Below are 23,629 nucleotides of genomic sequence, written 5' to 3' on the forward strand. Positions count from 1 at the left end.
TGGGTGTGCTCCCTGAGCGTGCCGCCCGTCCGGCTCCCTCCGGCAGCGGCAGGACCGTCGTCGACCTGCCTTTCGGGGTGGGACCGCTGGTGGAATCACTGTTGTGGCACCCCCTGCACGAACGCGACCCCGCCCACATCTGGCTGCGCAAGATCGCGGCCGAGGCCGGCCACCTCGTTGCCGTGAGCACGGCAGAGACCGACCCCCGCGACCTCAGCCGCAGAAGGAGTGCCGGAAATCGTGACCTGATCGAACGATTCATTCACCGGACTAAGTCGCTATGATGTTTTCATGGCTCATGTTTCTGCGGCAGAGCGCCGTCCTCAGCTGATCAAGGCCGCCATCGACCTCATGACGAGGGAGGGTGTGGCTGCCGGAAGCACCCGTGCCATCGCAGCCGAGCTGGGCGTGGCCCAGGCAACGGTGCACTACACCTTCGGCACCAAGGAAGATCTGTACCGGGCCGTCATGGAGCAGCTCACCCACGACCTGATCGCACAGGTCGAACTTGCGGCGCCCGCGGACGCCGGCTTCGAGGAGACGGTCGCGGCACTCGCCGCCGCCCTGTGGCAGACCCTGCGCGAGCAACCGACCACCCACCAACTCCTCACCGAACTGTCCATGTTCGCGCTCCGGACACCACGGCTGCAGGAGACCCTCGAGAGCCACTACCGCGAGGTGACGGCCGTGACGACGAAGCTGGTGACCGAGGCGGCGGAGCGCACCGGTCACCGGCTCGCCCAGCCGGCGGAGACCCTCGCCCGGTTCTTCCTGGCCGGCTTCGACGGCCTCTCGGTGCAGCATCTCTCGCTGCCCGACGAGGAGGCCGAGTTGACCGGTCTGCAGGCCCTGGTCGCCGCTGTCGTCGCTCTCGCCGGAGGCCGAATGGAGCTCGTGACCCTGCCGACGAGCTGACAGCAGGGCGGATCAGGCCGGCCTCGCCCTTGTCGCCGTTACCCAGCGATGAGCCGCGGACGTCGGCCGGCCGGAAGGTGCCCGATCCGCGGTGAAGGGCCGGTCGTAGACCTCCGGGTTCCGGCGGCGTCATCTCTTCGCCGGAGTTCGCCCCGCCGTTGCCGAGGGTGACTCCGGCGATGAGTGCGACCGCCACGCAGAAGGTCAGGGCGGAGCCGCTTCGTACGTTCACCGGTCGCTTCTCTGCGGGGAGTTGGGAACGGCCACCGGTCCTCGGCAGTGCGAGTTCAGAAGGGGTGGGACAGGACAGCGGGACACGCCGAAGGAGACAGGGCCACGGACGTTGGGGGGAGTGGGTGTCCGTGACCCTGTCGGTCTGTGGAGTCGGCGGGGCGGGCGGTGGGTGCCGGCCACGCACCGGGGAAGGTGGTCAGCCGGCCCAGACGTCTTCCACGTAGTGGCCGGACTCGGTCAGGGCGGCCAGCCAGGCGGTGGCCTCGTCGTCGCCCGCGCCCGTGCCGTCGCGGTAGATCTTCATGAACGCCTCCCGCACCGCGGGGGCCATTCGGCGGCCGTCTCCGCAGATGTAGACGCGCCCGCCTGCCTCCAGTACGGCCCAGACCTCGTCGCTCTCCTTGGCGATGCGGTCCTGGACGAAGCGGGCCCCGTCCTCGGGTGCGCAGGAGAAGGTGGGCCGCATGCTGACGGCTCCGGCTGCCTCGGCCGCCGCGAACTCTTCGCGGTGGAGGTAGTCGACGTCGGGGTGATCGCAGCCGAAGTAGCACAGCAGCGTTCCGGTCGACCGGGTGTGGTGGCGGTCGAGGACGGCGCCGCGGAAGGGCGCGAGGCCGGTGCCCGCGCTGACCAGGATCACCGGCACCGACTCGTCCTGCGGCAGGCGGAAGGCCTCACTGCAGGGCAGCACCCTGGCCTGGAGGGTGTCGCCGGCATGCACGGTCTGGAGGTGGTGGGAGGCGATGCCGTGGAAGGTGCCTTCGCCGCCGCGGTGGGGCGCGGCGAGCAGCGACACCATCAGGTCGACCTCGCCGGGTGCCGCTTCGGCGGACGAGGAGATCGAGTAGTGGCGCGGGCGCAGGACGGGCAGCAGTTCCAGGAAGCGTTCGAAGGGCAGCTCGCAGGCGCGGTAGCGCTCCAGCAGGTCCAGGACGCTGTGTCCTGCGGTGGTCACCTGCTCGCGGAAGGCCTCCGGACCCGCCGCCGCGAGTTCGGCCAAAGGCCGCTTCTCGGGCGGGCAGGCGGTGTGCTCGGCGAGCACGGCGACCTGCTCCTGGGTGGCGACGTCCTGCAGTTCCACGAAGTCGGTCAGCAGGCGGCGCACGGTCAGCGGCCGGTCGACGGGCAGGGCGCCCCGGCTGCGGCGACGGGCGCGCAGTCGCACGGTGCGGTCCAGGTCGAGGCCGAAGCGGTCGGCCACCCGCCGTACGAGTGCGTCCGGGTTGCTCGGCAGGACGGCGAGGTGGTCGCCGGTGCGGTAGGTGACGCCCTCGGGCAGCCGCAGCCTCAGGAATCGCTTGGAGCGGCCCAACCCGTGGTCCATGTCGACCAGTTCGTACGCGTCGAGCACCTCCATCGGCTGCACGCCGTGTCGTGCCGCGAGACCGCCGATGACCGAGTCGGTCGCGTCCTCCAACTCGTACAGTCCCGTCTCCTGGTCGGCGGCCGGCTCCGCCTCCCCCGCTTCTGCGGCGGCTCCGTACCGCTCCAGCAGGGCGGTCCACAGGTCGCCGGTCCACCGCTCCACCGTGCCGGCGAAGTCACCGGCGGCGTCCGCGGCGCCGCGCTCCAGCAGTGAGGTGGCGCCCGCGGCGGCGAGCCGCTCGTCGATGAGGGTGGGGACGCGCTGGTAGGTGGCGGCCCAGTTGCGGTCGCCGACACCCAGCACGGCGTACTGGACGCCTTCGAGCGAACCGGGCTCGAGTCCCTCCAGCCACGCGACGAACTCCGTGGCGTCATCCGTGGGCCTGCCGTTGTAGGAGGCGGCCACGATCACCACCGGCCCGTCACCCGCGGAAAGTTTGCCCACGGCGTCGTCGAGGGGAGCGACGGACGGGACGAAGCCGCGCTCGTCGCCGTCCGAAGCGAGGTCGCGGGCGATGCCCGCGCAGGTGCCCAGGTTGGAGCCGTGCAGCAGGGTCAGCGCGGTCCCGGTGGCGCGCCGGACGGCGGGCCGGTTCTGGCCGGCGGGGGCGTTGCCCGCGGTGAGGGCCGTGGCGGTGGGCAGGCGGCGCTCGCCGCTGGTGCGCCGGGCGAGGTTCAGGGTGAACTGGTCGGGCTTGATGGTGAGCGTCTGCTTGATCTTCAGCTGGTAGTTGGTGTGGTCGATCAGGCGGTAGCGGTGGATCACCAGCGCGAGGACCAGCGTCGCCTCGTGCAGTGCGAACTGGCGGCCGATGCAGGCGCGTTCGCCGCTACCGAACGGCTTGAACAGGTGGACCGGGCGCTCCTCCTCCTGCTCGGGCAGGAACCGGTCGGGGTCGAACAGCTCGACGTTCTCGCCCCAGGCGGGGTCGCGGTGCAGCTGCGGGATGAGGATCTGGATCGACTCGCCCTTGCGCACGGCGTACTTCCCGCCGATGACCGTGTCCTCAAGCGGCTCCACCGCGTACGCGGGCGCCGTCGGCCACAGCCGCAGACTCTCGTTGAGCACCTGGCGGATGTACGTCAGCTTGCCGATGTCCCCGTAGCCCGGCTCGGGGGCGTCCGAGTCCCCCCACAGCACGTCGACCTCGGCCTGAGCGCGGGCCAGCACCTCGGGATGCTTGGTCAGGTAATGCAGGGCGAACGACAGCGCCCCGCTGGTGGTCTCATGCCCGGCGATGAGGAACGTGATCACCTGGTAGCGGATGTTGACGTCGTCCAGGGGCTCGCCCGTCACCGGGTCAGCGGTGTGCAGCATCCGCCCGAGCAGATCATCGGTGTTCCGGTCACCGGACGCCCGGCGCTGCCGGATCACATCGTCGACCAGATCCTCCATCAGCGTGACGTCCTCACGGAACTGCTCGGCCTGCTTCCACTTGAACAGCTCCGTGCCGGGGATGGACTCCCCCTTGTCCTGGAGGAACCCGAGCGCCCGCGACAACGCGACGATGAAGGGATGCGGCTCCTCACGAGCGAACGACTCGAAGTCGTAGCCGAAACCGCACAGACCGATCGTGTCGAGCGTCAGCCGCGTCATGTCGTCGGCCACGTCAACGGGCACCGCACCCGCCGCCCGGTCCCACTTCCCGATCAGCTCCCGGGCCACCTGGAGCATCGTCGCGTGATAGCCGCGCATCGCGCCCAGCGAGAACGCCGGCATCAGCACATCGTGCGCCTTGCGCCAGTTGGGCTCGTCGTTGAACGCGGTGAACAACCCGTCCCCGCTGATCTCCCGGATGTTCACAAGATCGGAGTGCACGCTCTTGCGGAACCGGCTCTCGTCCGCCAGCTCCGTGACCAGGTCCAGGCCGGAGGCCCACTTGATCTCGTGGCCGAAGACGCGGAGCTTGAACAGCGGCCCCAGCTCCCTGGCCTCCTTCATCATGTAGAGCAGGCCGTCGGCACCACCGGGAATGTCGAACGCGTGGCCGACCAGGGGCAGGGCGGGACGCTCGGGGATCGGCTCGGTTCCGCGCAGGGCCTCGTGAGTCATGAGCTTGCCTTTCGATGCGGCGCAGGCTGTCTCTAGCCAGAACCATACAAGCGACTTTGTCGCTCGACAATATCGATCGATTGTGTTGGCTGACACAGTCGATTGACGGAACCTGTGAAGGCGGCCTGTAAACCTCAGGGACGAAGGCCCGGGATACGCCGACCCACCGGCCCGACACATGACTGGGGTGAGGACAAACCGGATCGGGTCGCCGAAGCCTGCCGGAGCCAAGGAACAGTCGGCGCCGTCACGCGCGAAGCTCGGCAGCGCGTACCGCCCCTCCTCGACGGGGGAGACCGAGCCCGTGGGGCCCGTCAGCAGCCGACCTCGCCGCGATCGACCTCGAGGGCGAGCCTGAGGACATCGGGACGCTGGTGGCCGCGAACTTCTTCGACGGCTTCCACACGGTCGGCGTGGCGATCGTGAACGTCGTCTACCGTTTGCTGATCGATGAGGCGGCGCATGCGCAGGTCCGGGCCGACCAGTCGCTGGTCACCAACGCGTTCTTCGAGGGCACCCGTCTGGAATCGCCGCTGATGTTCAGCCAGCGGCTGGCCCTGCAGGATGTCGAGCACCAGGGCGTGTTCATCCCCGCCGGCACGCCGGTCGTCATGGTCTGGGCGGCGGCAAAGTGGCTGCGCACCGCGACGGGGCAGGCCTTCCTCCGACAGCACTCATCGACCTGAAGCTCACGCTCCGGCCTCGGGGCGCGGGCCGGGTGGGGATCCGCCGTCGTGGTGGCCGACGCTCCGACAGCGCCGACAAGTGGGGCCCCCGCGAGGACCGCGGGGGCACCACCACGGTGGGTACCGGGGGTCAGCCGACGAACTCCCGCACCGCCGCCTTCAGTTCGGCCAGGCCCTTCTTGGCGTCCGTGAAGAACATCCCCGTCTTCGGGTCGGTGTACAGCTCGTTGTCGATGCCCGCGTAGCCGTGGCCCATCGAGCGTTTGATGACGACGACGCTCTTGGCCTTGTCCACGTCGAGGATCGGCATGCCGGAGATCGCGTTGCCGGGGCGGCGGGCGATCGGGTTGGTCACGTCGTTGGCGCCGATCACGAGGGCCACGTCGGCCTGCGGGAACTCGGGATTGACCTCGTCCATCTCCTTGAGCTGGGTGTAGGGCACGTTGGCCTCCGCCAGGAGCACGTTCATGTGTCCGGGCATGCGGCCCGCGACCGGGTGGATGGCGTAGCTGACGTCGACGCCGTGGTCGGTGAGCAGCTTGGCCAGGTCGCCGAGTTCGTGCTGGGCCTGGGCAGCCGCCAGACCGTACCCGGGGACGAAGACGACCTTGCTCGCGTAGGCGAGCTGGATCGCCACGTCGTCGGCGGAGACCGGGCGCACCTGGGCCGGCGCCCCACTCGTGGCGGCCGCCGTCGGCGCGCTGTCCCCGGTGCCGAAGCCGCCGACCATGATGTTGGCGATGGACCGGTTCATGGCGTCGGCCATCAGCTTGGTGAGGATGCCGCCGGAGGAGCTGACGAGCATGCCCGCGATGATCAGGGCGGTCTCGTCGAGGACGAAGCCCGCCATCGCGACCGCCGAGCCCGTGAAGGCGTTCAGCAGGGCAATGACCACCGGCATGTCGGCGCCGCCGATCGGCAGCACCAGCGTCACGCCGAACAGCAGGGCCACGGCCACGAGTCCATACAGCGCCACCCGGGAGTCCGGTGCCAGCACCAGCCACACCGTGCCGACGACGAACGAGGCCGGCAGCGCCACGTTGAGCAGCCGGGCGCCCGGGAACACCACCGGCGAACCGGACACGACGCCTTGCAGCTTGCCCGCCGCGATCAGCGATCCGGAGAAGGTGACCGCGCCGATGACGATGTCCAGTGCGCCGGGAAGCGAGACGCGTGCGCCGAGCCCGGCCGGGTCCTCGGCCTGGAGCAGGTCGCCCACCGCGATGAGCGCCGCCGCTCCCCCGCCGACGGCGTTGAAGACGCTGACCAGTTGGGGCATGGCGGTCATCCGGACCTCGCGGGCCGCCCACAGGCCGAGTCCGGCACCGAGGACGCCGCCCGAGACCAGCACGAGCCAGCCGGTCCGGCTGATCACGTCCTCGTCCAGCACCAGCCATACGGTGGCTGCGATCGCCAGCGCCATGGCACCTGCCGAGAGGGTGTTGCCGCGGCGGGCCGTGCGCGGGTGGTTCATCAGGTGCAGGCCCATCACGAAGCAGGCGGCAGCGGCCAGGAAGATGTAGTGGACGGCATCGGAGACGGTGTCCATGGCTTCTCACACCTCCGCCTTCTCGTGTGTTTCGGTGACGGACTGCCGCTCCGCGGGTTTACCGGCGGCCGGCTTGGCCTTGAACATCTCCAGCATCCGGTCCGTGACGACGTACCCGCCGACCACGTTCATCGCGCCGAACACCATGGCCACGAAGGCGAGGACGTAGCCGAGCCAGTTGTGCGCCTCGGCCGCGATCAGCATGGCGCCGATGACGACGATGCCGTGCACGGAGTTGGAGCCGGACATCAGCGGTGTGTGCAGGGTCGCCGGGACCTTGCTGATGACCTCGATGCCGACCAGGACGCTCAGCACGAAGACGGTGATCGCGGTGAGGAGATCGAGGTCGTTCATGATGACACTCCTCCCATGAGCGCGGCCGTGATCTCGTCGGCCGGGTCGAGGGTCAGTTCGCCGTCGCGCACGAGGTGACGCAGGAGCGCGACGAGGTTGCGGGCGTAGGCCGTGGACGCGGCGGTCGCCATGGCGGACGGCAGGCGTCCGGCGCCGACCAGAGTGACCCCGTTGTCGAGGACGGTCGTCTTGTCGGGTTCGGTGCCCTCGACGTTGCCGCCGAGTTCGCTCGCCGCCAGGTCGATGACGACCGAGCCGGGCTTCATGTGCTGGACCACGGCCGCGGTCACCAGCAACGGCGGCTTGCGGCCGGGGACTTGAGCGGTGGTGATGACGATGTCGGAGCGGGCGATGTACGCGTCGAGCGCTTCGCGCTGGGCCCGCTGCTCCTGTTCGGTCAGCTCGCGCGCGTAGCCGCCCTGCCCGGAGCCCGGTTCCCCGTGGTGAGGGCTCTGGATCTCGAGGAACCGGGCGCCGAGCGACTCCACCTCCCCTCGGGACTCGGGGCGTACGTCGTACGCCGTGACGACGGCGCCGAGACGGCGGGCGGTGGCGATCGCCTGCAGCCCGGCCACTCCCGCGCCGAGGATCAGGACCTGCGCCGGGCGCATGGTGCCCGCCGCGGTGGTCAGCATCGGGAAGAACCGGTCGTACGTGTCCGCGGCCAGCAGCGCCGCCTTGTAGCCGGCGACGCTCGCCTGGGACGTCAGCGCGTCCATGGACTGGGCGCGGCTGAGGGTGCGCGGCAGCAGGTCGAGGCTGATCGTGCGTACTCCGCGTCCGGTCAGTTCCGCTGTCAGGGCGGGGTGGCGCAACGGTTCGAGCAGGCCGATCAGGGTCTGCCCGGTGCGCAGGGCCCCGGCCGTCTCCGGATCCGGCGGGCCGACGCACAGGACGACGTCCGCGCGCGCGTAGAGCTCCTCCGCGGGGACGACGGTGGCGCCGGTGTCGGTGTAGTCGGCGTCGGTGAACCAGGCTCCGGATCCGGCACCGGTTTCGACCAGGACGTCGAGTCCGGACCGGCGCAGAAGGGTCACGGCCTCGGGGACGAGCGCGACGCGGCGTTCGCCGGGTGCCCGTTCCCGTACCGCTCCCACGGTGAGGGTTGCCATGATCTGCTGCCTCTCCCTGTGGCCCGGTGGTGGCCGGGCCACAGCATTCGCAGAGCTCTGGGAGCTCTCTAGAACTCGAAGACGAGCCGTGCCTCGGCCCGTCCGCCGAGGACCTCGTCGAAGGAGTCGTTGACCTGATCCAGACGGCGGGGTTCGGCGATGACCTGGGTGCGTCCGGCCGCGTGCAGCGCGAACACCTCGGCGAGGTCCTGGCGGGTGCCGACGATGGAGCCGATGACGGAGATCCCGCTGAGCACGGTTTCGAAGATCGGGACCTTGATGGCCGCGTTGTCGGCGGGCAGTCCGACCATGACCAGCCGTCCGCCCCGGTTCAGGGACTGGTAGGCCTGCTCGAAGGCCTTGGGTGCGGCGGCCAGCACGATGGCGACGTCGGCGCCACCGGCCTGCTTGATCTCCTTGACGGGGTCGTGTGTGCGGGCGTTGACGATCTGGTCGGCGCCGAGCCGGTGGGCGAGGCCCAGCTTGTCGGGTTCGACGTCGACGGCGGTGACGAGTCCGCCGACGAGGCGTGCGTACTGCAGCGCCAGGTGGCCGAGACCGCCGATACCGAAGACGGCGACACGTTCGGCGGGGACGACGTGCGCGACCTTGACCGCCTTGTAGGTGGTGACGCCCGCACAGGTCAGCGGCGCCGCGTCGAAGGACGACACCCCGTCGGGGACCCGGACGACCGCACCGGCGTCGGCGACCGCGTACTCGGCGTAGCAACCGTCCACCGAGTAGCCGGAGTTGACCTGGCTTTCGCAGAGGGTCTCCCAGCCGGAGACGCAGTAGCGGCAGGTGCCGCAGGACGAGCCGAGCCACGGGACGGCGACACGCTTGCCGATCAGTTCGGCGTCGACGCCCTCGCCGACGGCCTCGACCGGGCCGATGCCCTCATGGCCGGGGATGAAGGGAGGTCGCGGCTTGACCGGCCAGTCGCCGTGCGCCGCGTGGATGTCGGTGTGGCAGAGGCCGGAGGCCTCCATGCGGACGAGCACCTGGCCGGAGCCGGGCTCGGGAACGGGAAGGTCCTGTATCTCCAGGGGCTTCCCGAAGTCGGTGACGACTGCTGCCTTCATGATCTTCTCCTCGATGCGGCTGTGCGCCGCGACCCGGTGGTCCACCGGGTCCTCGATCCGTGTGACGAAGCGCTGCCCGTGCCCTGCTGCGAGGGAGAAGCCGCCCGGTGTGCCCTCCTCGACGTCCAGCACGAAGCGTGGGCGGCCGAGGGCCTCGTACAGGTCGGCGTCGATGTGGAAGGTGCAGCCGTCCAGCACGCCGAGCAGCATGTCGCCCCTGCTCAGGGAGAATTCGCCACCCGGGAAGCACATCGGGTCGCTGCCGTCGCAGCAGCCGCCGGACTGGACGAACATCACCGGCCGGCCGTGGGCGGCGCGCAGGGCCTGGATGGCCCGGTGCGCCGCCCGGGTGGCGGTGACGCGCCCGGCGTTGCCGCCCTGAAGCGTCGCGGGCATGTCGGTGCACCCCTTCGGTCCGCTGGGACGGTCAGAACAGCCCGAGTGGCTTGGTGCCGTAGCTGACCAGGAGGTTCTTGGTCTGGCTGTAGTGCTCGAGCATCATCTTGTGGTTCTCCCGGCCGATGCCGGAAACCTTGTAGCCACCGAACGCCGCGCCCGCGGGGTATTGGTGGTAGCAGTTGGTCCAGACGCGGCCGGCCTTGATGGCGCGGCCCATCCGGTAGGTGCGGGCGCCGTCGCGGCTCCACACGCCGGCCCCGAGGCCGTACAGCGTGTCGTTGGCGATCTCGAGCGCCTCTGCCTCGTCCTTGAACGTGGTGACCGCGAGGACGGGTCCGAAGATCTCCTCCTGGAACACCCGCATCTTGTTGTGGCCCTTGAGGATGGTCGGCTCGAAGAAGAAGCCGTCCGCGAACTCTCCGCCGACAGCGGCACGGTGGCCGCCCACGAGCAGTTCGGCGCCTTCCTTGAGGCCGATGTCGACGTAGGAGGCGATCTTCTCGACCTGCTGCCGGGAGACCTGGGGGCCGATCATGGTGGAGGAGTCGAGCGGGTTGCCCTGCTTGATGGCCCGGACGCGCTCCAGGCAGCGTCCCATGAACTCCTCGTAGATGTCCTCCTGGATCAGTGCTCGGGAGGGGCAGGTGCACACCTCACCCTTGTTGAACGCGTAGAGGACGAGCCCCTCGACGGCCTTGCTGAGGAAGTCGTCGTCCTCGGCGGCCACGTCGTTGAAGAAGATGTTCGGCGACTTGCCGCCCAGCTCCAGGGTGACCGGAATGATGTTCTCGGACGCGTACTGCATGATCAGCCGGCCCGTGGTGGTCTCACCGGTGAAGGCGACCTTCGCGATGCGCTTGTTGGTGGCGAGGGCCTTGCCGATGGCCGCGCCCGGCCCGTTAACGACGTTGATCACGCCCGGCGGAACGATGTCGCCGATGACCTCCATCAGCTTCAGGATCGACCACGGGGTCGGCGACGCCGGCTTGATCACCGTGGCGTTTCCCGCGGCGAGCGCCGGGGCGAGCTTCCAAGCCGCCATCAGCAGCGGGAAGTTGAACGGGATGATCTGTCCGACCACTCCCAGCGGCTCGCGGAAGTGGTAGGCGATCGTCTCCTTGTCGATCTCGGTGATCGAGCTCTCCTCGGCGCGTATCGCCGCCGCGAAGTAACGGAAGTGGTCGGCGGCTAGGGGGATGTCCGCGGCGAGGGTCTCGCGGACCGGCTTGCCGTTCTCCCAGCTCTCGGTGACGGCCAGTTCCTCACGGTGGGCGTCGATGGCGTCCGCTACCGCGTTGAGGACGGCGGCCCGCTGGGCGCTGGTCGCCTCGCCCCACTTGTCCTTCGCCGCGTGTGCGGCGTCGAGGGCGAGCTCGATGTCCGCGGGCCCCGACTTCGGGATCTCGCAGATCGGCTTGGCGGTGGCGGGGCACAGGTTGGGCGAGTACTCACCCGTCGTGGGCGCCTCCCACTTGCCGCCGATGAAGTTCTCGTACCGGGGGGCGACGTGGACGGGACTGCCCGTCCTGCCCGGAGGCTCGTACTTCATGACCGTCCCCTTTCGAGGGTCGTGTTGCCGGGGAATCTGTGCTGGTTGGAACGCTAGGGACGGGAACGCTGCAGTACCGCTGCATGCCGTCCGACCTGCGCTTTTCGGGCCAGAAGAGCCGGTTCGCGGTCCAGCGCCCGGGCCCTTGCCGCCGCGGCGGAACGCTGTGGTGAACCGCCCGGCAGCGCATCGGCGAGGGCCCGCCAGGCGGGGGCGTCGTCGGCGCCCCATGTCGTGTCGACCCAGCGGCGCAGCAGCCGGACGTCGCCACCGCCGAGGACCGCACCGCGCAACTGCTGTTCCAGGGCACGCCGGTGTTCGATGACGACGGGTGCCGCGGAGCGCGGCAGGAGCGGACCCGGGTAGCGGGCCAGTGCCTCCCCGGCCCGGCCCTCGGCGAGCAGCGCGGTCACCTCGCCGAAGTCGCTGAGTACCGGGCGCAGTAGCGCGTACGGCCGCGATCCGAGTAGCGCGGGGCCCAACACCGCGCGCAGCCGCGTCAGTTCGGCGCGCAGTGTCGAAGCGGGCAGCTCGCGTTCCGAGAGGTCAACGGCGAGCCGGTCACCGGGCACACCACGGCCCTCCAGAGCCAGTGCCACCACGATCTCGCTGTGCCGCGGGCTCAGCCGGCGCACCTGTCCGGCGCACTCCAGCAGGGCGCCGTCCCGGCCCAGCGCCGTCAGGCGTACGGCGGCGTCCACGACTGCGCGGGAGGTGTCCTCAGGTCCCACCACTCGCCCGTCGGGGCCGAGCAGCACGGAGGGTGGTGCGGGCAGCGTTCGGGCGAGTTGGGCCTCGGCGGCCAGCGCGGCGGCTCGTACCGCGGCCAGGGCAGGGGGTGTTGCCACGGTGTGGCCGCCCGACAGGTCGACGACACCGAGCAACCGGCCGGTGGCGGGGTCGCGCACCGGGGCCGCGGCGCAGGACCAGCCGTGCACAGCGGCGCTGTAGTGCTCGCCCGCGCTGATCTGCGCGGGCCGCCCCAACTCCAGGACCAGCCCGGGAGCGTTGGTCCCGGCCTGCGCCTCCGACCACACGGCCCCCGCCGCGAAGTGCATCCGCTCGGCACGCGCCAGTGCCGTGGTGTCACCCTCGACCCACAGCAGGGTGCCGTCGGTGTCGCCGACCGCGAAGACATGGCCGTCGTCGGCGGCACCGGCTCCCAGCAACTCACGGAACAGGGGCAGCACCGCGGCGAGCGGGTGGTTGCGGCGGTAGGCCGCGAGTTCCTCGGCTGCCGCGCGCAGCGGCGGCAGCCGGCTGCCGTCGGCGTGCACGCCGACGGCAGCGCAGCGCCGCCATGAGTCGGCCACCAGAAGCCGCACACCCTCCGACGTACCGGGTGAGGTCACGAACCGTTCGTGTGCGGTGCGCAGCGCGGATGCCGAAGCGGTGGTGGAAGCATCCATGGCACCTCCCGTGTCGCTTCCTCCGATCGGATCGCACCCACCTCACCCGTGCGCCGGTCCGCCGTGCAGGGGCCGAACGGCCCTTGTGCCGGGCCGCTTGGTCCGGCGGCGTCCGCGGCATCCCGGGTGGCAGGCCCGGGGCTGGCGGCGCGACGTGCCGGGCAGCCCGACAACTCGACAGCTCGCGGAGTGGTGCAGTTCGGGGCGCGGGGGTGCCGTCCTTCGGGGCGCGGAGGTGCCGCCCGGGGTATGGGAGGGGGCCGTCCGCGGTATGGAGGGGGCCGCCCGCGGCACAGGACGGGGCCGTCCGCCGCACGGGAGTCACCGTTGTTCCGGGGCCCAGGAGTTGCCGCCCGGGGTATGGCAGGGAGTCGTCCACGGTATGGAGGGGGCCGCCCGCGGCACAGGACGGGGCCATCCGCCGCACGGGAGTCACCGTTCTTCGGGGCCCAGGAGTTGCCGCCCGGGGTATGGCAGGGAGTCGTCCACGGTATGGAGGGGGCCGCCCGCGGCACAGGACGGGGCCATCCGCCGCACGGGAGTCACCGTTCTTCGGGGCCCAGGAGTTGCCGCCCGCGCACGGGAGTTGCCGCCCGCGCACAGGAGCTGTCCTCCGGGGCACAGGAGCTACCCTGCGCGGCACAGGAGCTTCCCTCCGCGGCACAGGAGCTTCCCTCCGCGGCACGGGACGGGGCCGCTCGGCCCACCGACGAGGGCCGGATGCCCGATGCCGTTCTTCACCGCCTTGATCGACCGTGGGGGCGAACGCTGGCTCCGCCCCGGACAACGGTCCGGCGCGGGGCGAGCCCTGTGCAGGGAGTGGAACATGCTGTTGTTCGACGCGGGGGGATCCCGCACCGAGGGGACGGCCCAGGGCGGCGGCAGTATACGGCCGCGACGGGCCGACGTCTGGACCGCCGTGAAGTGGATCGCCCCGGTGGCCGTGGGAGTGACCATCTACCTGTTGCCGGAGCCGGACGGCATCAAGTCCGGCGGATGGGCCGTACTGGCCATCTTCGCCGCCACCGTGCTCGGTCTGATCCTCCAGCCGCTGCCGCTGGGAGCGGTCGCGCTGGTCGGTCTGACGGCCGCGATGATCACCGGGACCCTGGAGCCGGACATCGCGTTGGGCGGCTTCTCCGAGCCGACGATCTGGCTGATCGTGGCAGCCTTCTTCATATCTCTGGGCTTCACCAAGACCGGCCTGGGCCGTCGCATCGCGCTGGTGTTCGTCCGCGCCCTGGGCCGCAGCAGCCTGGGCCTGGCCTACGGAATCACACTCACCGACCTGGTGCTGGCACCGGCCACGCCCAGCAACACCGCCCGCTCCGGCGGCGTCATCCATCCCGTCATCCGCTCGCTCAGCGTCAACGCCGGCTCGCGACCGGACGACGAGAGCCGCCGCAGGCTCGGCGCCTACCTCAGTGTGACCGCGATGCAGATCAACACGGTCACCAGCGCCATGTTCCTGACCTCCATGGCCGCCAACCCGCTGGCGCAGAAGCTCGCCGCCGACCGCGGCGTGGACCTCACCTGGACGTCGTGGGCGCTCGCGGCGCTCGTCCCCGGCCTGGTGGCACTGCTGGTGCTGCCGGCGCTGCTGTACCGGGTCTTCCCGCCCTCGGTCCGCAAGACCCCCGAGGCGCCGGCCCAGGCCCGGGAACAACTCCGCGAGCTCGGGCCGATGTCCCGTCAGGAATGGGTCATGGGGGCGGTGTTCGTTCTGCTGCTCCTGCTCTGGTCGGTCGGTGGTCAGGTCTACGATCTCTCCGCGACGGTGTCCGCCTTCACCGGCGTGGCACTGCTGCTGGTGACCGGAGTACTGACCTGGGGCGACCTGGTCGCGGAGAAGGCGGCCTGGACGACCCTGGTGTGGTTCTCCGTCCTGGTGATGATGGCCGGTCAGCTCCAGGAGCTCGGAGTCATCGGCTGGTTCAGCGACAGCATCACCGATGCCACCTCAGGGGTCGGCTGGCAGACGGCGTTCGTGATCCTGACCCTGGTGTACTTCTTCTCCCACTACCTCTTCGCCTCCAACACCGCGCACGTCGCGGCGATGTACACGGCCTTCCTGGCGGCTGCCGTCGCCACCGGGGCGCCTCCGGTGATGGCGGCCCTGGTCCTGGGATTCCTCAGCTCCCTGTACGGCGGCCTCACGCACTACGCCTCGGGCCCCGCCCCCGTGCTCTTCGGTGGCGGCTATGTCACCCTCGCCGAGTGGTGGCGTACCGGCCTGGCGGCCGCGGTCGCGAACATCGCGGTCTGGATGGGAGTCGGGGCGGTGTGGCTGAAGGTGCTCGGGCATTGGTGAGCTCGGGCGTGGGTGACAAGGTGAACTCCCTGGAACCGTAGTCGGTTTCGCGCGGCTCCGAGGTGATCTTCATGCCTCCAGTGTCGGCATGCCCGGCCCGGCCGCCCCTCCTTGAGTGTGGGTGGCTGTCCTGGGCGCCGGCCGCCACGGCTCGTTTCGCATCGGCGGGCGGTTCTGGAGCAGGCCGAAGGGGCGGGCCGCACGGACAAAGATCCGTGCGGTCCGCCCCTCGTTCCGGCGTCAGGTGTGGTACGGCATCGCCTCGGCGGCCGTCACTTGCTCGGCGCGCGTGGTGTCCGGGCGCCGTCCGGCCCGTAGCCGATACGGATCAGGAGCTGGGCGTGGCGGTGCCGGGACTCGCCCATGGCCCTGCGCAGGTCCGGCCACTCCAGGGCCTGGTGGAGCATCGAGGTGCGCACCCCGTGCGCGGTGGCCACCAGCAGCGCGTGCTGAAGGGACTGTCCGGCCCGCAGCCAGTCCACGCGCCGGTCGTGCGCGGTCCACAACAGCGCGAGCTGGGCGTGGCGTTCGAAGCGCGGCAGGGGCAGGTGCGGGGAGCGTCGTGCTCCCCGTGATCCGGTGAAGTCACGCATGGGCATCCGTCCGGCCGCGTCCTGCGGTCCCAGCGCGGTCACCGGGATGCCGTACGGGCCGGCTCCCGGCACGGTGACCCAGCTGCGGGCCTCGGCCGCGCGTGCGGCGTCGAGGTGGTTGCGTGCCTCCGCCGCGGCCGTCAGGCGCAGCAGCAGCCGCGTGTACGTGTAGTCGGGGATGCGCAGTCCCGCACCTTCGGCGCGGGCGGCCGTGGTCATCGCGGTGACGACCGGTTCGGGCACCGGACGACCGGTGAACGGCATCCTGCTCGTGTGCCGTCGCTCGATGGCCGGGTAGAGGTATGCCCCGAGGGGGTCCGGACCGCCGAGGGCTTCGGCCAACCGCACGGTGGCCAGCAGGTCGGGACGGCCGGGGTCCGGCAGCAGTTCGACGACCGGCTGCCGGCCCAGATGTGCGGCGGCCACCCGCAGGTTGAACAGTGCGGCTCCGACGGAGAGGTACTGCGCGCGGTGGGCGGGGTCGGCCAGCGGGAGGGACCGGCGCGGTGTGGCGCGTACCTCGACCGAGCGGGTGCCGGGGTCCCAACGGAACTGCCAGGGCTGGGTGTTGTGGATCGACGGGGCGGCCGTCGCCGCCGACAGCAGCCTCTCCAGGGCCATGGCGTCGATGTCCGGAACGTCTGAGGTTCGCATGGGCTCCCGCTCCCTTCCGCTCGTCGGGCCACGAAGTGCCCGCGCCGCGTGCGTCGTAGGGGGTGACAGGTCCGGCCGCCTGGGCCGAGGAAGGGACGGCAGACGGCCGGACCGGACCGGACCGGGGCCGGACGATCCGCGGATGTCCCGGGCGGGGACAGGAATCACGCCCGGTCACCGCCTCGTCCGGTCGTACCCACCGGTACCTCCGGTTCGATCACCTTCAGCATGCAGCGTGCGGGCCCGGCTTCCGCACGGCCGACAGGCCCTGGCGGTAAGGCCGTTGGTCCCTGTCCTGAGCGGTGGAACGGGGCCGGTGGTCGTCGGTCAAGGGCCTTTCGGCCCCGCGTCGTGGGGGCCGACGCTGCCTAGCGTTCTGCGGTATGGAGAACGACGAGACAGCGCGTCCCCCGCGGCGACGCGCCGGCGAAGACTGGCCGCTGGCCGCCCGACGGCTGCTGACGCGCCGTGAGGTGTCGGCGGACGGGCGGGCCGTGTTCGGCGAGAACGACGGGAGGTGGGAGGGCTTCTACCGGGACCGCTGGGCGCACGACAAGGTGGTGCGCTCCACGCACGGGGTCAACTGCACCGGTTCCTGTTCGTGGATGGTGTACGTCAAGGACGGCATCATCACCTGGGAGCACCAGGCGACCGACTACCCCTCCATCGGTGCGGACTGCCCCGAGTACGAGCCGCGCGGCTGTCCGCGCGGGGCGTCGTTCTCCTGGTACACGTACTCGCCCAGCCGGGTCCGCTACCCGTATGTGCGGGGTGTGTTGCTGAAGATGTGGCGGGAGGCGCGGCGGCGGCTGGGCGACCCGGTGGCGGCCTGGGCCGAGATCACCGGCGATCCGGCGAAGGCCCGTGCCTACAAGCGAGCGCGCGGCAAGGGCGGTCTGGTGCGGGCCGACTGGGACGAGGTGGCCGAGCTGGTGGCCGCCGCGCATGTACACACCATCAAGGCTTACGGCCCGGACCGGGTGGCTGGGTTCTCCCCGATCCCGGCGATGTCGATGGCGTCCTTCGCGGCCGGTGCCCGCTTCATGTCGCTGATCGGCGGCACCCTGCTGTCCTTCTACGACTGGTACGCCGATCTGCCGATCGCCTCACCGCAGGTGTTCGGCGACCAGACCGATGTGCCGGAGGCCGCTGACTGGTGGAACGCGGGCTACCTGATCATGTGGGGCTCCAACATCCCGGTCACCCGTACTCCGGACGCGCACTTCCTCACCGAGACCCGCTACAACGGCACCAAGGTGGTCGCGGTCAGCCCGGACTACGCGGACAACGTCAAGCACGCCGACGAGTGGCTGGCCCCGCATCCGGGCACGGACGGCGCGCTGGCGATGGCGATGGGGCACGTGATCCTGCGCGAGTTCCTGGTCGACCGGGAAGTGCCGTACTTCCAGGACTACTTGCGGAAGTTCACCGATGCTCCCTTCCTGGTGACGCTGCGCGAGAACGACCACGGTCTCGTCCCGGACGGCTTCCTGACCGCCGCCGACCTCGGCGGGGCGGACGAGGAGACCGAAGAGAACGCGGCGTTCAAGACCGTACTCCTGGACCGGGCCACCGGCGAACCGGTGGTCCCCGGCGGCTCGCTCGGCTTCAGGTGGGGAGAGGCCGGGCGAGGCCGCTGGAACCTCGAACTGGGAGACGTCGAGCCGGAGTTGAGCCTGCTGGAGCGGGCCGAGGAGTCGGTGGCCGTGGCCCTGCCCCGGTTCGACGAAGGTGACACGGAAGGCGGTTCGGTGATGGTGCGCGGGGTGCCCGTGCGCCGGGTGAGCGGCCGCCTGGTCACCACCGTCTTCGACCTGATGCTCGCCCAGTACGGGGTGGTGCGGCCCGGTCTGCCGGGCGTCTGGCCGTCCTCGTACGACGACGCGTCCCAGCCCTACACCCCGGCGTGGCAGGAGACGATCACCTCGGTGCCGGCCCAGCAGGCGGCGCGTGTCGCCCGGGAGTTCGCGCGCAACGCGGAGCGGACGCAGGGCCGTTCGATGATCGCGCTGGGTGCGGGCACCAACCACTGGTTCCACTCGGACACCATCTACCGGGCCTTCCTGGCGCTGACCACCATGACAGGCTGTCAGGGCGTCAACGGCGGCGGCTGGGCGCACTACGTCGGCCAGGAGAAGATCCGCCCGATCACCGGGCTGCAGCACCTGGCGTTCGCCTTCGACTGGCAGCGCCCCACCCGGCACATGGCGGGCACCTCTTACTGGTACCTGAACACCGACCAGTGGCGCTACGAGGCCTTCGGGCCGGACGAGTTGGCCTCGCCGCTCGGCAAGGGCCGGTTCACGGGAAAGTCCACCGCCGACTGTCTGGCGCAGGCCGTCCGTATGGGCTGGACGCCCGGCCATCCCGGCTTCAACCGCAATCCGCTGGACCTCACGGACGAGGCGGCGGCGCGGGGCAAGCCGGTCCCCGAGCACATCGTCGACGAACTGAGGGCGGGGCGGCTGCGGTTCGCCGCGGAGGACCCCGACGACCCGGCCAACTTCCCGCGGGTGCTGACGGTCTGGCGGGCCAACCTGCTCGGCTCGTCCGGGAAGGGCAACGAGTACTTCCTGCGGCATCTGCTGGGCACGGACGCCGCGGTCCGCTCCGAGCAGACACCGCCCGAGGGGCGCCCGAAGGACGTGGTGTGGCGCGAGGAGGCTCCGGAGGGCAAGCTCGACCTGCTGGTCACCATGGATTTCCGGATGACGTCCACCGGGCTGCTCGCCGACGTGGTCCTGCCGGCCGCCACCTGGTACGAGAAGGACGACCTGTCGAGCACGGACATGCACCCCTTCGTGCACGCCTTCACCCCGGCCATCGCCCCGCCGTGGCAAGCCCGCACCGACTACGACACCTTCCTGACCGTCGCCGACAAGTTCAGCGAACTGGCCGCCGAGCACCTGGGCACCCGTACCGACGTACTCGCGGTGCCGCTGCTGCACGACACACCGGACGAACTCGCCCAGCCGGGCGGGGTGGTGAAGGACTGGAAGGCCGGGGAGTGCGAGCCGGTTCCCGGGCGGACCATGCCGAAACTGGTCGTCATCGAGCGGGACTACGCTGCCGTCGCTGAGAAGATCCGCGCCGTCGGGCCGCTCCTCGACACCCTCGGCACCACCACCAAGGGCATCACCGTCCACCCGGACCGGGAGATCGACGAGCTGCGGCGGCGCTGCGGAACCGTACGTGAGGGGATCGCCGCCGGACGGCCCTCGCTCGCCACCGCCACCGACATGTGCGAGGCGATCCTCGCCCTGTCCGGCACCACCAACGGACGGCTGGCCACGGAGGGCTTCCGGCGGCTCCAGGAGCGGACCGGCAGCGAAGGCCTGGTGGAACTCGCGTCCGAACGCGAGGCGGAACGCATCACCTTCGCCGACACCCGCACCCAGCCCCGTGCCGTCATGACCTCCTACGAGTGGTCGGGCAGCGAGACGGACGGCAGACGCTACTCGCCGTTCGTCATCAACGTCGAACATTGCAAGCCCTGGCACACCTTGACGGGACGTCAGCAGTTCTTCGTCCAGCACGACTGGATCGCCGAACTGGGCGAACAACTCCCCGTCTACCGGCCACCGTTGAACACGAGCCGGCACTACGGCGACCAGCACCTGCACGAGAACGGCCGCGCCGAGGTCACCGTCCGCTACCTCACCCCGCACTCGAAGTGGTCCATCCACTCCGAGTACCAGGACAACGCGTACATGCTGGCGCTGTCCCGGGGCGGCCCGGTGATCTGGATGTCCACCGCCGACGCCGAGAAGATCGGCGTCAAGGACAACGAGTGGATCGAGGCGTACAACCGCAACGGCGTCGTCGCCGCCCGCGCCGTGGTCACCCACCGGATGCCCGAGGGCACGGTGTACATGTACCACGCGAAGGACCGCACGGTGAACGTGCCGAAGACCGAGGTCAGCGGACGACGCGGCGGCATCCACAACTCGCTGACGCGGCTGCTGCTCAAGCCCACCCATCTCGCGGGCGGCTACGCCCAGTTCACCTATGCCTTCAACTACTACGGACCCACCGGCAACCAGCGCGACGAGGTCACCGTCATCCGGCGTCGCAGCCAGGAAGTGGAGTACTGAGATGCCCCGTGGCGAAGCCGCTGTCGGACGTGTCATGGCTCAGGTCGCGATGGTGATGAACCTCGACAAGTGCATCGGGTGTCACACCTGCTCCGTCACCTGCAAGCAGACGTGGACCAACCGCGCGGGCGTGGAGTACGCCTGGTTCAACAACGTCGAGACCAAGCCCGGCGTCGGTTACCCACGCCGCTACGAGGACCAGGAGCAGTGGAAGGGCGGCTGGATGCTCGACGGGCGCGGCCGGCTCGTGCTGCGCTCCGGCGGCCGTCTGAAGCGGCTGCTGTCCCTGTTCTCCAACCCGGACCTGCCGGCCATCGAGGACTACTACGAGCCGGTGACGTACGACTACGACACCCTCGTCAGTGCCCCCGCCGGGCAGGACATTCCCGTCGCCCGCCCCCGCTCGGTCCTCACCGGGAAGCCCACGGCCATCACCTGGGGCGCCAACTGGGAGGACGGCCTGGGCGGCGCGCCGGAGAACGCGGGGGGCGACCCCAACCTCACCGGGGAGTGGGCCGAGAAGGTCAGATTCGAGTTCGAGCAGACGTTTCTGTTCCATCTGCCGCGGCTGTGCGAGCACTGCCTCAACCCGGCCTGTGTGTCCGCCTGCCCGTCGGGCGCGCTGTACAAGCGGGTCGAGGACGGCATCGTCCTGGTCGACCAGGACCGCTGCCGGGGCTGGCGGATGTGCGTGACGGCGTGCCCGTACAAGAAGGTGTACGTCAACCACGCCACCGGCAAGGCGGAGAAGTGCACGTTCTGCTTCCCCCGCATCGAGGCCGGTCAGCCCACGGTCTGCTCCGAGACCTGCGTCGGACGGCTGCGGTACCTGGGGCTGCTGCTCTACGACGCCGACCGGGTGGGTGAGGCGGCGGCCACCGCGGACGAGCAGGACCTGCTGGACGCCCAGCGTGATGTCTTCCTCGATCCGCACGACCCCGAAGTGATCGCGGCGGCACGAAGGTCCGGCATCCCCGAGGACTGGCTGGACGCCGCCCGCCGCTCCCCCGTCTACGCGCTCGTCTCCCGGTACAGGGTGGCGCTGCCACTGCACCCGGAGTACCGCACCCTGCCGATGGTCTGGTACGTGCCGCCGCTCTCCCCCGTCCTCGACGCCGTCACCGGGGCGGGCGGCAACCAGGACGACCCCGACCATGTGTTCGCCGCGGTTACCCGGCTGCGCATTCCGCTGGAGTACCTGGCGGAGCTGTTCACCGCCGGAGACACCGAAGCGGTCGCCGGGGTTCTGATGAAGCTCACCGCGCTGCGCTCGTACATGCGTGAACGCACGCTCGGCGAGGACGGTGACGAGACCGCGCTGCAGGCCGTCGGACTGACCCCCCGTGAGGCGGAGGACCTGCACCGGCTGCTCGCCGTCGCCAAGTACGCCGACCGCTATGTCGTCCCCGCCGCGCACAAGGAGGACGCCGCCGCGCTCGGCGCCCTGGAGAACCGCTGCCCGGTGGAGTCCCACGGCGACCTGCCCGCAGACAGGGCAGGCAAGGCGAACAAGAAGGTCATGCTCGGCTTCCCCGCCCTGCGCCGTACATCCTCCGGAGGCACCGAATGAGTCCCTTGCGTACCCTCGTCCGGCCCGCCGCCCGCCGCCGTTCCTCCCCCGGCCCTGCCGAGACCGAACGACGGTCCCTGCTGCTGCGGCTGATGTCGCTGCTGCTGCAGTACCCCGACGCAGAACTCACCGCCGCCCGGCCCTCCGTCGCGGCCGCGGTCAAGGCGCTGCCCCACTCTCCCGCCGCCGCCGAACTGGCCGCCTTCACAGCCTGGTTCACCGCCCAGCAGCCCGACGCGCTCGAACGCCACTACGTCGAGACCTTCGACCTGCGCCGCAAGAGCAGCCTCTACCTGACGTACTACCTGCACGGCGACACCCGCCGGCGCGGCATGGCACTGCTCGCCCTGGCCCAGCAGTACCGGGCCGCGGGCTGGGACATCGACGGCGGTGAACTCCCGGACCACCTGCCGGTGGTGCTGGAGTTCTCGGCGCTCACCGGACAGGGTGCGGGCGAGGCGCCGTTGCGCCGGCACCGCCGCGGACTGGAACTGATCCACCGGGCGCTCACCGACGCGGACTCGCCCTACCGACACATCCTGGCCGCCCTGCTCACCCTCCTTCCGCCGCCCACCGCCGCGGACCTGAGGGCGGTGGCCGAACTGGCCGCCCAGGGGCCGCCCGCCGAGGACGTCGGCCTCGGCCCGTACGCGGGCGGGCAGTTCGCCCCGCCGGGCGCTTTCGTCCCGCCCGAGCGGGCCCCCGCCACTGACGCACCACCGTCCACCCGTACGCCGGAGGAAGATCACCGATGAGCGCTTCAGGAGCAGACCTCCTCCTGTGGGTCGCCTTCCCCTACGTCTGCCTCGCCGTGTTCGTCGTGGGGCACGTCTGGCGCTACCGGCACGACCAGTTCGGCTGGACCACGCACACCAGCCAACTGCTGGAGCACCGGTGGCTGCGCTGGGGCAGCCCTCTGTTCCACCTCGGTGCCTTCATGGTGATCGCGGGACATGTGGTGGGGCTCGCCGTGCCCGCCTCCTGGACCGAGGCCGCCGGGATCAGCGAGAACGCCTACCACACCACCGCCGTCTGGGCCGGTTCGGTCGCGGGTCTGGCCATGGTCACCGGGCTCGGCATGCTGTGCGCCCGCCGACTGCTGACCCGACGGATCCGGCTGGGCACCGACCGCAGTGACAAGGTCCTCTTCCCGCTGCTGACCGCGACCGTCCTGCTGGGCATCACCGCCACCGCCGCGCACAACGTGTTCGGCGCCGGCTACGACTACCGGACCACCGTCTCCGTGTGGTTCCGCGGCATCTTCGTCCTCCAGCCGAAGCCGGAGGCGATCGCCGGCGCCCCGCTGCTGTTCCAACTGCACGCCCTTACCGCGTGCCTGCTCTTCGCCGCCTGGCCGTTCACCCGGCTCGTCCATGTGTGGAGCGCGCCCGTCGGCTACCTAGCCCGCCCGTACCTGGTCTACCGGCGGCGGGCCGAGGGGAACACGAGGGTCTTGTCGCCGACGCGGCCGGCCAGGTAGTCCCCGACGTCGGCCGCGGTCGTCCGGACGGGCGGCGCAAGTCCGTTGAGGCCGCAAGTCGGTGGAGGCGCAAGTCGGTGGAGCCCATGGCAGCCCACGGGGGCGGCCCCACTGTCTCCTGCTCTTCCCCTCTGGGCAGCGTCGGAAGAACTCGGGGCGACCGGCGGACCGACGGGACCGTCGGCCCGGGTCGGAGGGCCGTGTGGCCCTGGGCCGACGC

16 protein-coding genes and 1 pseudogene are annotated in these 23,629 nt (G+C 70.7%); 8 read left to right on the plus strand and 9 right to left on the minus strand.

Features of this window, described 5'->3' with window-relative positions; all coding sequences use genetic code 11:
- The first annotated feature begins 5 nt into the window (after positions 1–5).
- Together EF387_RS38880 and EF387_RS38885 are read left to right on the plus strand one after the other, a co-directional pair.
- Positions 6–284, plus strand: a complete 279-nt coding sequence (locus tag EF387_RS38880) for a type 2 periplasmic-binding domain-containing protein (RefSeq protein WP_128381325.1) — start codon at positions 6–8, stop codon at positions 282–284.
- A gap of 7 nt (positions 285–291) precedes the next feature.
- Positions 292–915, plus strand: coding sequence for a TetR/AcrR family transcriptional regulator (locus tag EF387_RS38885; protein ID WP_128381326.1), 624 nt, complete (start codon positions 292–294; stop codon positions 913–915).
- A gap of 430 nt (positions 916–1,345) precedes the next feature.
- On the opposite strand, the gene EF387_RS38890 is transcribed toward EF387_RS38885, so the two are convergent.
- Positions 1,346–4,567: a bifunctional cytochrome P450/NADPH--P450 reductase gene (locus EF387_RS38890; RefSeq protein ID WP_128381327.1), complete on the minus strand. Its 3,222-nt coding sequence runs from the start codon at positions 4,565–4,567 to the stop codon at positions 1,346–1,348.
- A gap of 374 nt (positions 4,568–4,941) precedes the next feature.
- On the opposite strand from EF387_RS38890, the gene EF387_RS38895 reads away from it, so the two are divergent.
- Complete coding sequence (locus tag EF387_RS38895; RefSeq protein ID WP_128381328.1) at positions 4,942–5,253, plus strand: hypothetical protein; 312 nt, start codon at positions 4,942–4,944, stop codon at positions 5,251–5,253.
- A 130-nt stretch (positions 5,254–5,383) separates the two neighbouring features.
- Here EF387_RS38895 and EF387_RS38900 read toward each other — a convergent pair whose 3' ends face one another.
- The 7 genes and pseudogenes from EF387_RS38900 to EF387_RS38925 all read right to left on the minus strand — a co-directional run bounded on the left by EF387_RS38900 (position 5,384) and on the right by EF387_RS38925 (position 12,707).
- Positions 5,384–6,802 carry an NAD(P)(+) transhydrogenase (Re/Si-specific) subunit beta gene (locus EF387_RS38900; protein ID WP_128381329.1) on the minus strand — a complete coding sequence of 473 codons (1,419 nt, stop codon included), beginning with the start codon at positions 6,800–6,802 and terminating at the stop codon, positions 5,384–5,386.
- Positions 6,803–6,808: 6 nt separating this feature from the next.
- Positions 6,809–7,156, minus strand: coding sequence for an NAD(P) transhydrogenase subunit alpha part 2 (locus EF387_RS38905; protein WP_128381330.1), 348 nt, complete (start codon positions 7,154–7,156; stop codon positions 6,809–6,811).
- Positions 7,153–8,268, minus strand: a complete 1,116-nt coding sequence (locus EF387_RS38910) for an NAD(P) transhydrogenase subunit alpha (protein ID WP_128381331.1) — start codon at positions 8,266–8,268, stop codon at positions 7,153–7,155. Before EF387_RS38910 ends, EF387_RS38905 begins: the two co-directional genes overlap by 4 nt.
- A gap of 68 nt (positions 8,269–8,336) precedes the next feature.
- Complete coding sequence (locus EF387_RS38915) at positions 8,337–9,350, minus strand: zinc-dependent alcohol dehydrogenase (RefSeq protein ID WP_202918508.1); 1,014 nt, start codon at positions 9,348–9,350, stop codon at positions 8,337–8,339.
- 66 nt (positions 9,351–9,416) lie between these two features.
- Positions 9,417–9,746 (minus strand): annotated as a pseudogene (locus EF387_RS49525) (DUF779 domain-containing protein); the annotation flags it as partial.
- 31 nt (positions 9,747–9,777) lie between these two features.
- Positions 9,778–11,298, minus strand: a complete 1,521-nt coding sequence (locus EF387_RS38920; RefSeq protein WP_128381333.1) for an aldehyde dehydrogenase family protein — start codon at positions 11,296–11,298, stop codon at positions 9,778–9,780.
- Between the two features lie 53 nt (positions 11,299–11,351).
- Complete coding sequence (locus EF387_RS38925; RefSeq protein ID WP_128381334.1) at positions 11,352–12,707, minus strand: GAF domain-containing protein; 1,356 nt, start codon at positions 12,705–12,707, stop codon at positions 11,352–11,354.
- A gap of 826 nt (positions 12,708–13,533) precedes the next feature.
- Between EF387_RS38925 and EF387_RS38930 the strand changes: the two genes are divergently transcribed.
- Positions 13,534–15,018, plus strand: coding sequence for an anion permease (locus EF387_RS38930; RefSeq protein ID WP_128381335.1), 1,485 nt, complete (start codon positions 13,534–13,536; stop codon positions 15,016–15,018).
- A 272-nt stretch (positions 15,019–15,290) separates the two neighbouring features.
- Here EF387_RS38930 and EF387_RS38935 read toward each other — a convergent pair whose 3' ends face one another.
- Positions 15,291–16,265, minus strand: a complete 975-nt coding sequence (locus EF387_RS38935) for an Acg family FMN-binding oxidoreductase (RefSeq protein ID WP_128381336.1) — start codon at positions 16,263–16,265, stop codon at positions 15,291–15,293.
- Positions 16,266–16,648: 383 nt separating this feature from the next.
- Here EF387_RS38935 and EF387_RS38940 point away from each other — a divergent pair, with 383 nt between their 5' ends.
- The 4 genes from EF387_RS38940 to narI are packed head-to-tail and all read left to right on the plus strand — an operon-like array spanning position 16,649 to position 23,409.
- A complete protein-coding gene (locus EF387_RS38940) occupies positions 16,649–20,359 on the plus strand; it encodes a nitrate reductase subunit alpha (RefSeq protein WP_128381337.1) in 3,711 nt (1,236 codons plus the stop codon).
- A 1-nt stretch (position 20,360) separates the two neighbouring features.
- A complete protein-coding gene (narH, locus tag EF387_RS38945) occupies positions 20,361–21,929 on the plus strand; it encodes a nitrate reductase subunit beta (RefSeq protein WP_128381338.1) in 1,569 nt (522 codons plus the stop codon).
- On the plus strand, positions 21,926–22,684 hold the full coding sequence (gene narJ / locus EF387_RS38950; RefSeq protein WP_128381339.1) for a nitrate reductase molybdenum cofactor assembly chaperone: 759 nt from the start codon (positions 21,926–21,928) through the stop codon (positions 22,682–22,684). Before narH ends, narJ begins: the two co-directional genes overlap by 4 nt.
- Entirely contained in the window at positions 22,681–23,409 is a 729-nt protein-coding gene (narI, locus tag EF387_RS38955) for a respiratory nitrate reductase subunit gamma (RefSeq protein ID WP_128381340.1), read from the plus strand. The genes narJ and narI overlap by 4 nt, the downstream gene beginning before the upstream one ends.
- Positions 23,410–23,629: the final 220 nt, after the last annotated feature.

Source organism: Streptomyces cavernae (assembly GCF_004023625.1).
Taxonomy (GTDB): domain Bacteria; phylum Actinomycetota; class Actinomycetes; order Streptomycetales; family Streptomycetaceae; genus Streptomyces; species Streptomyces cavernae.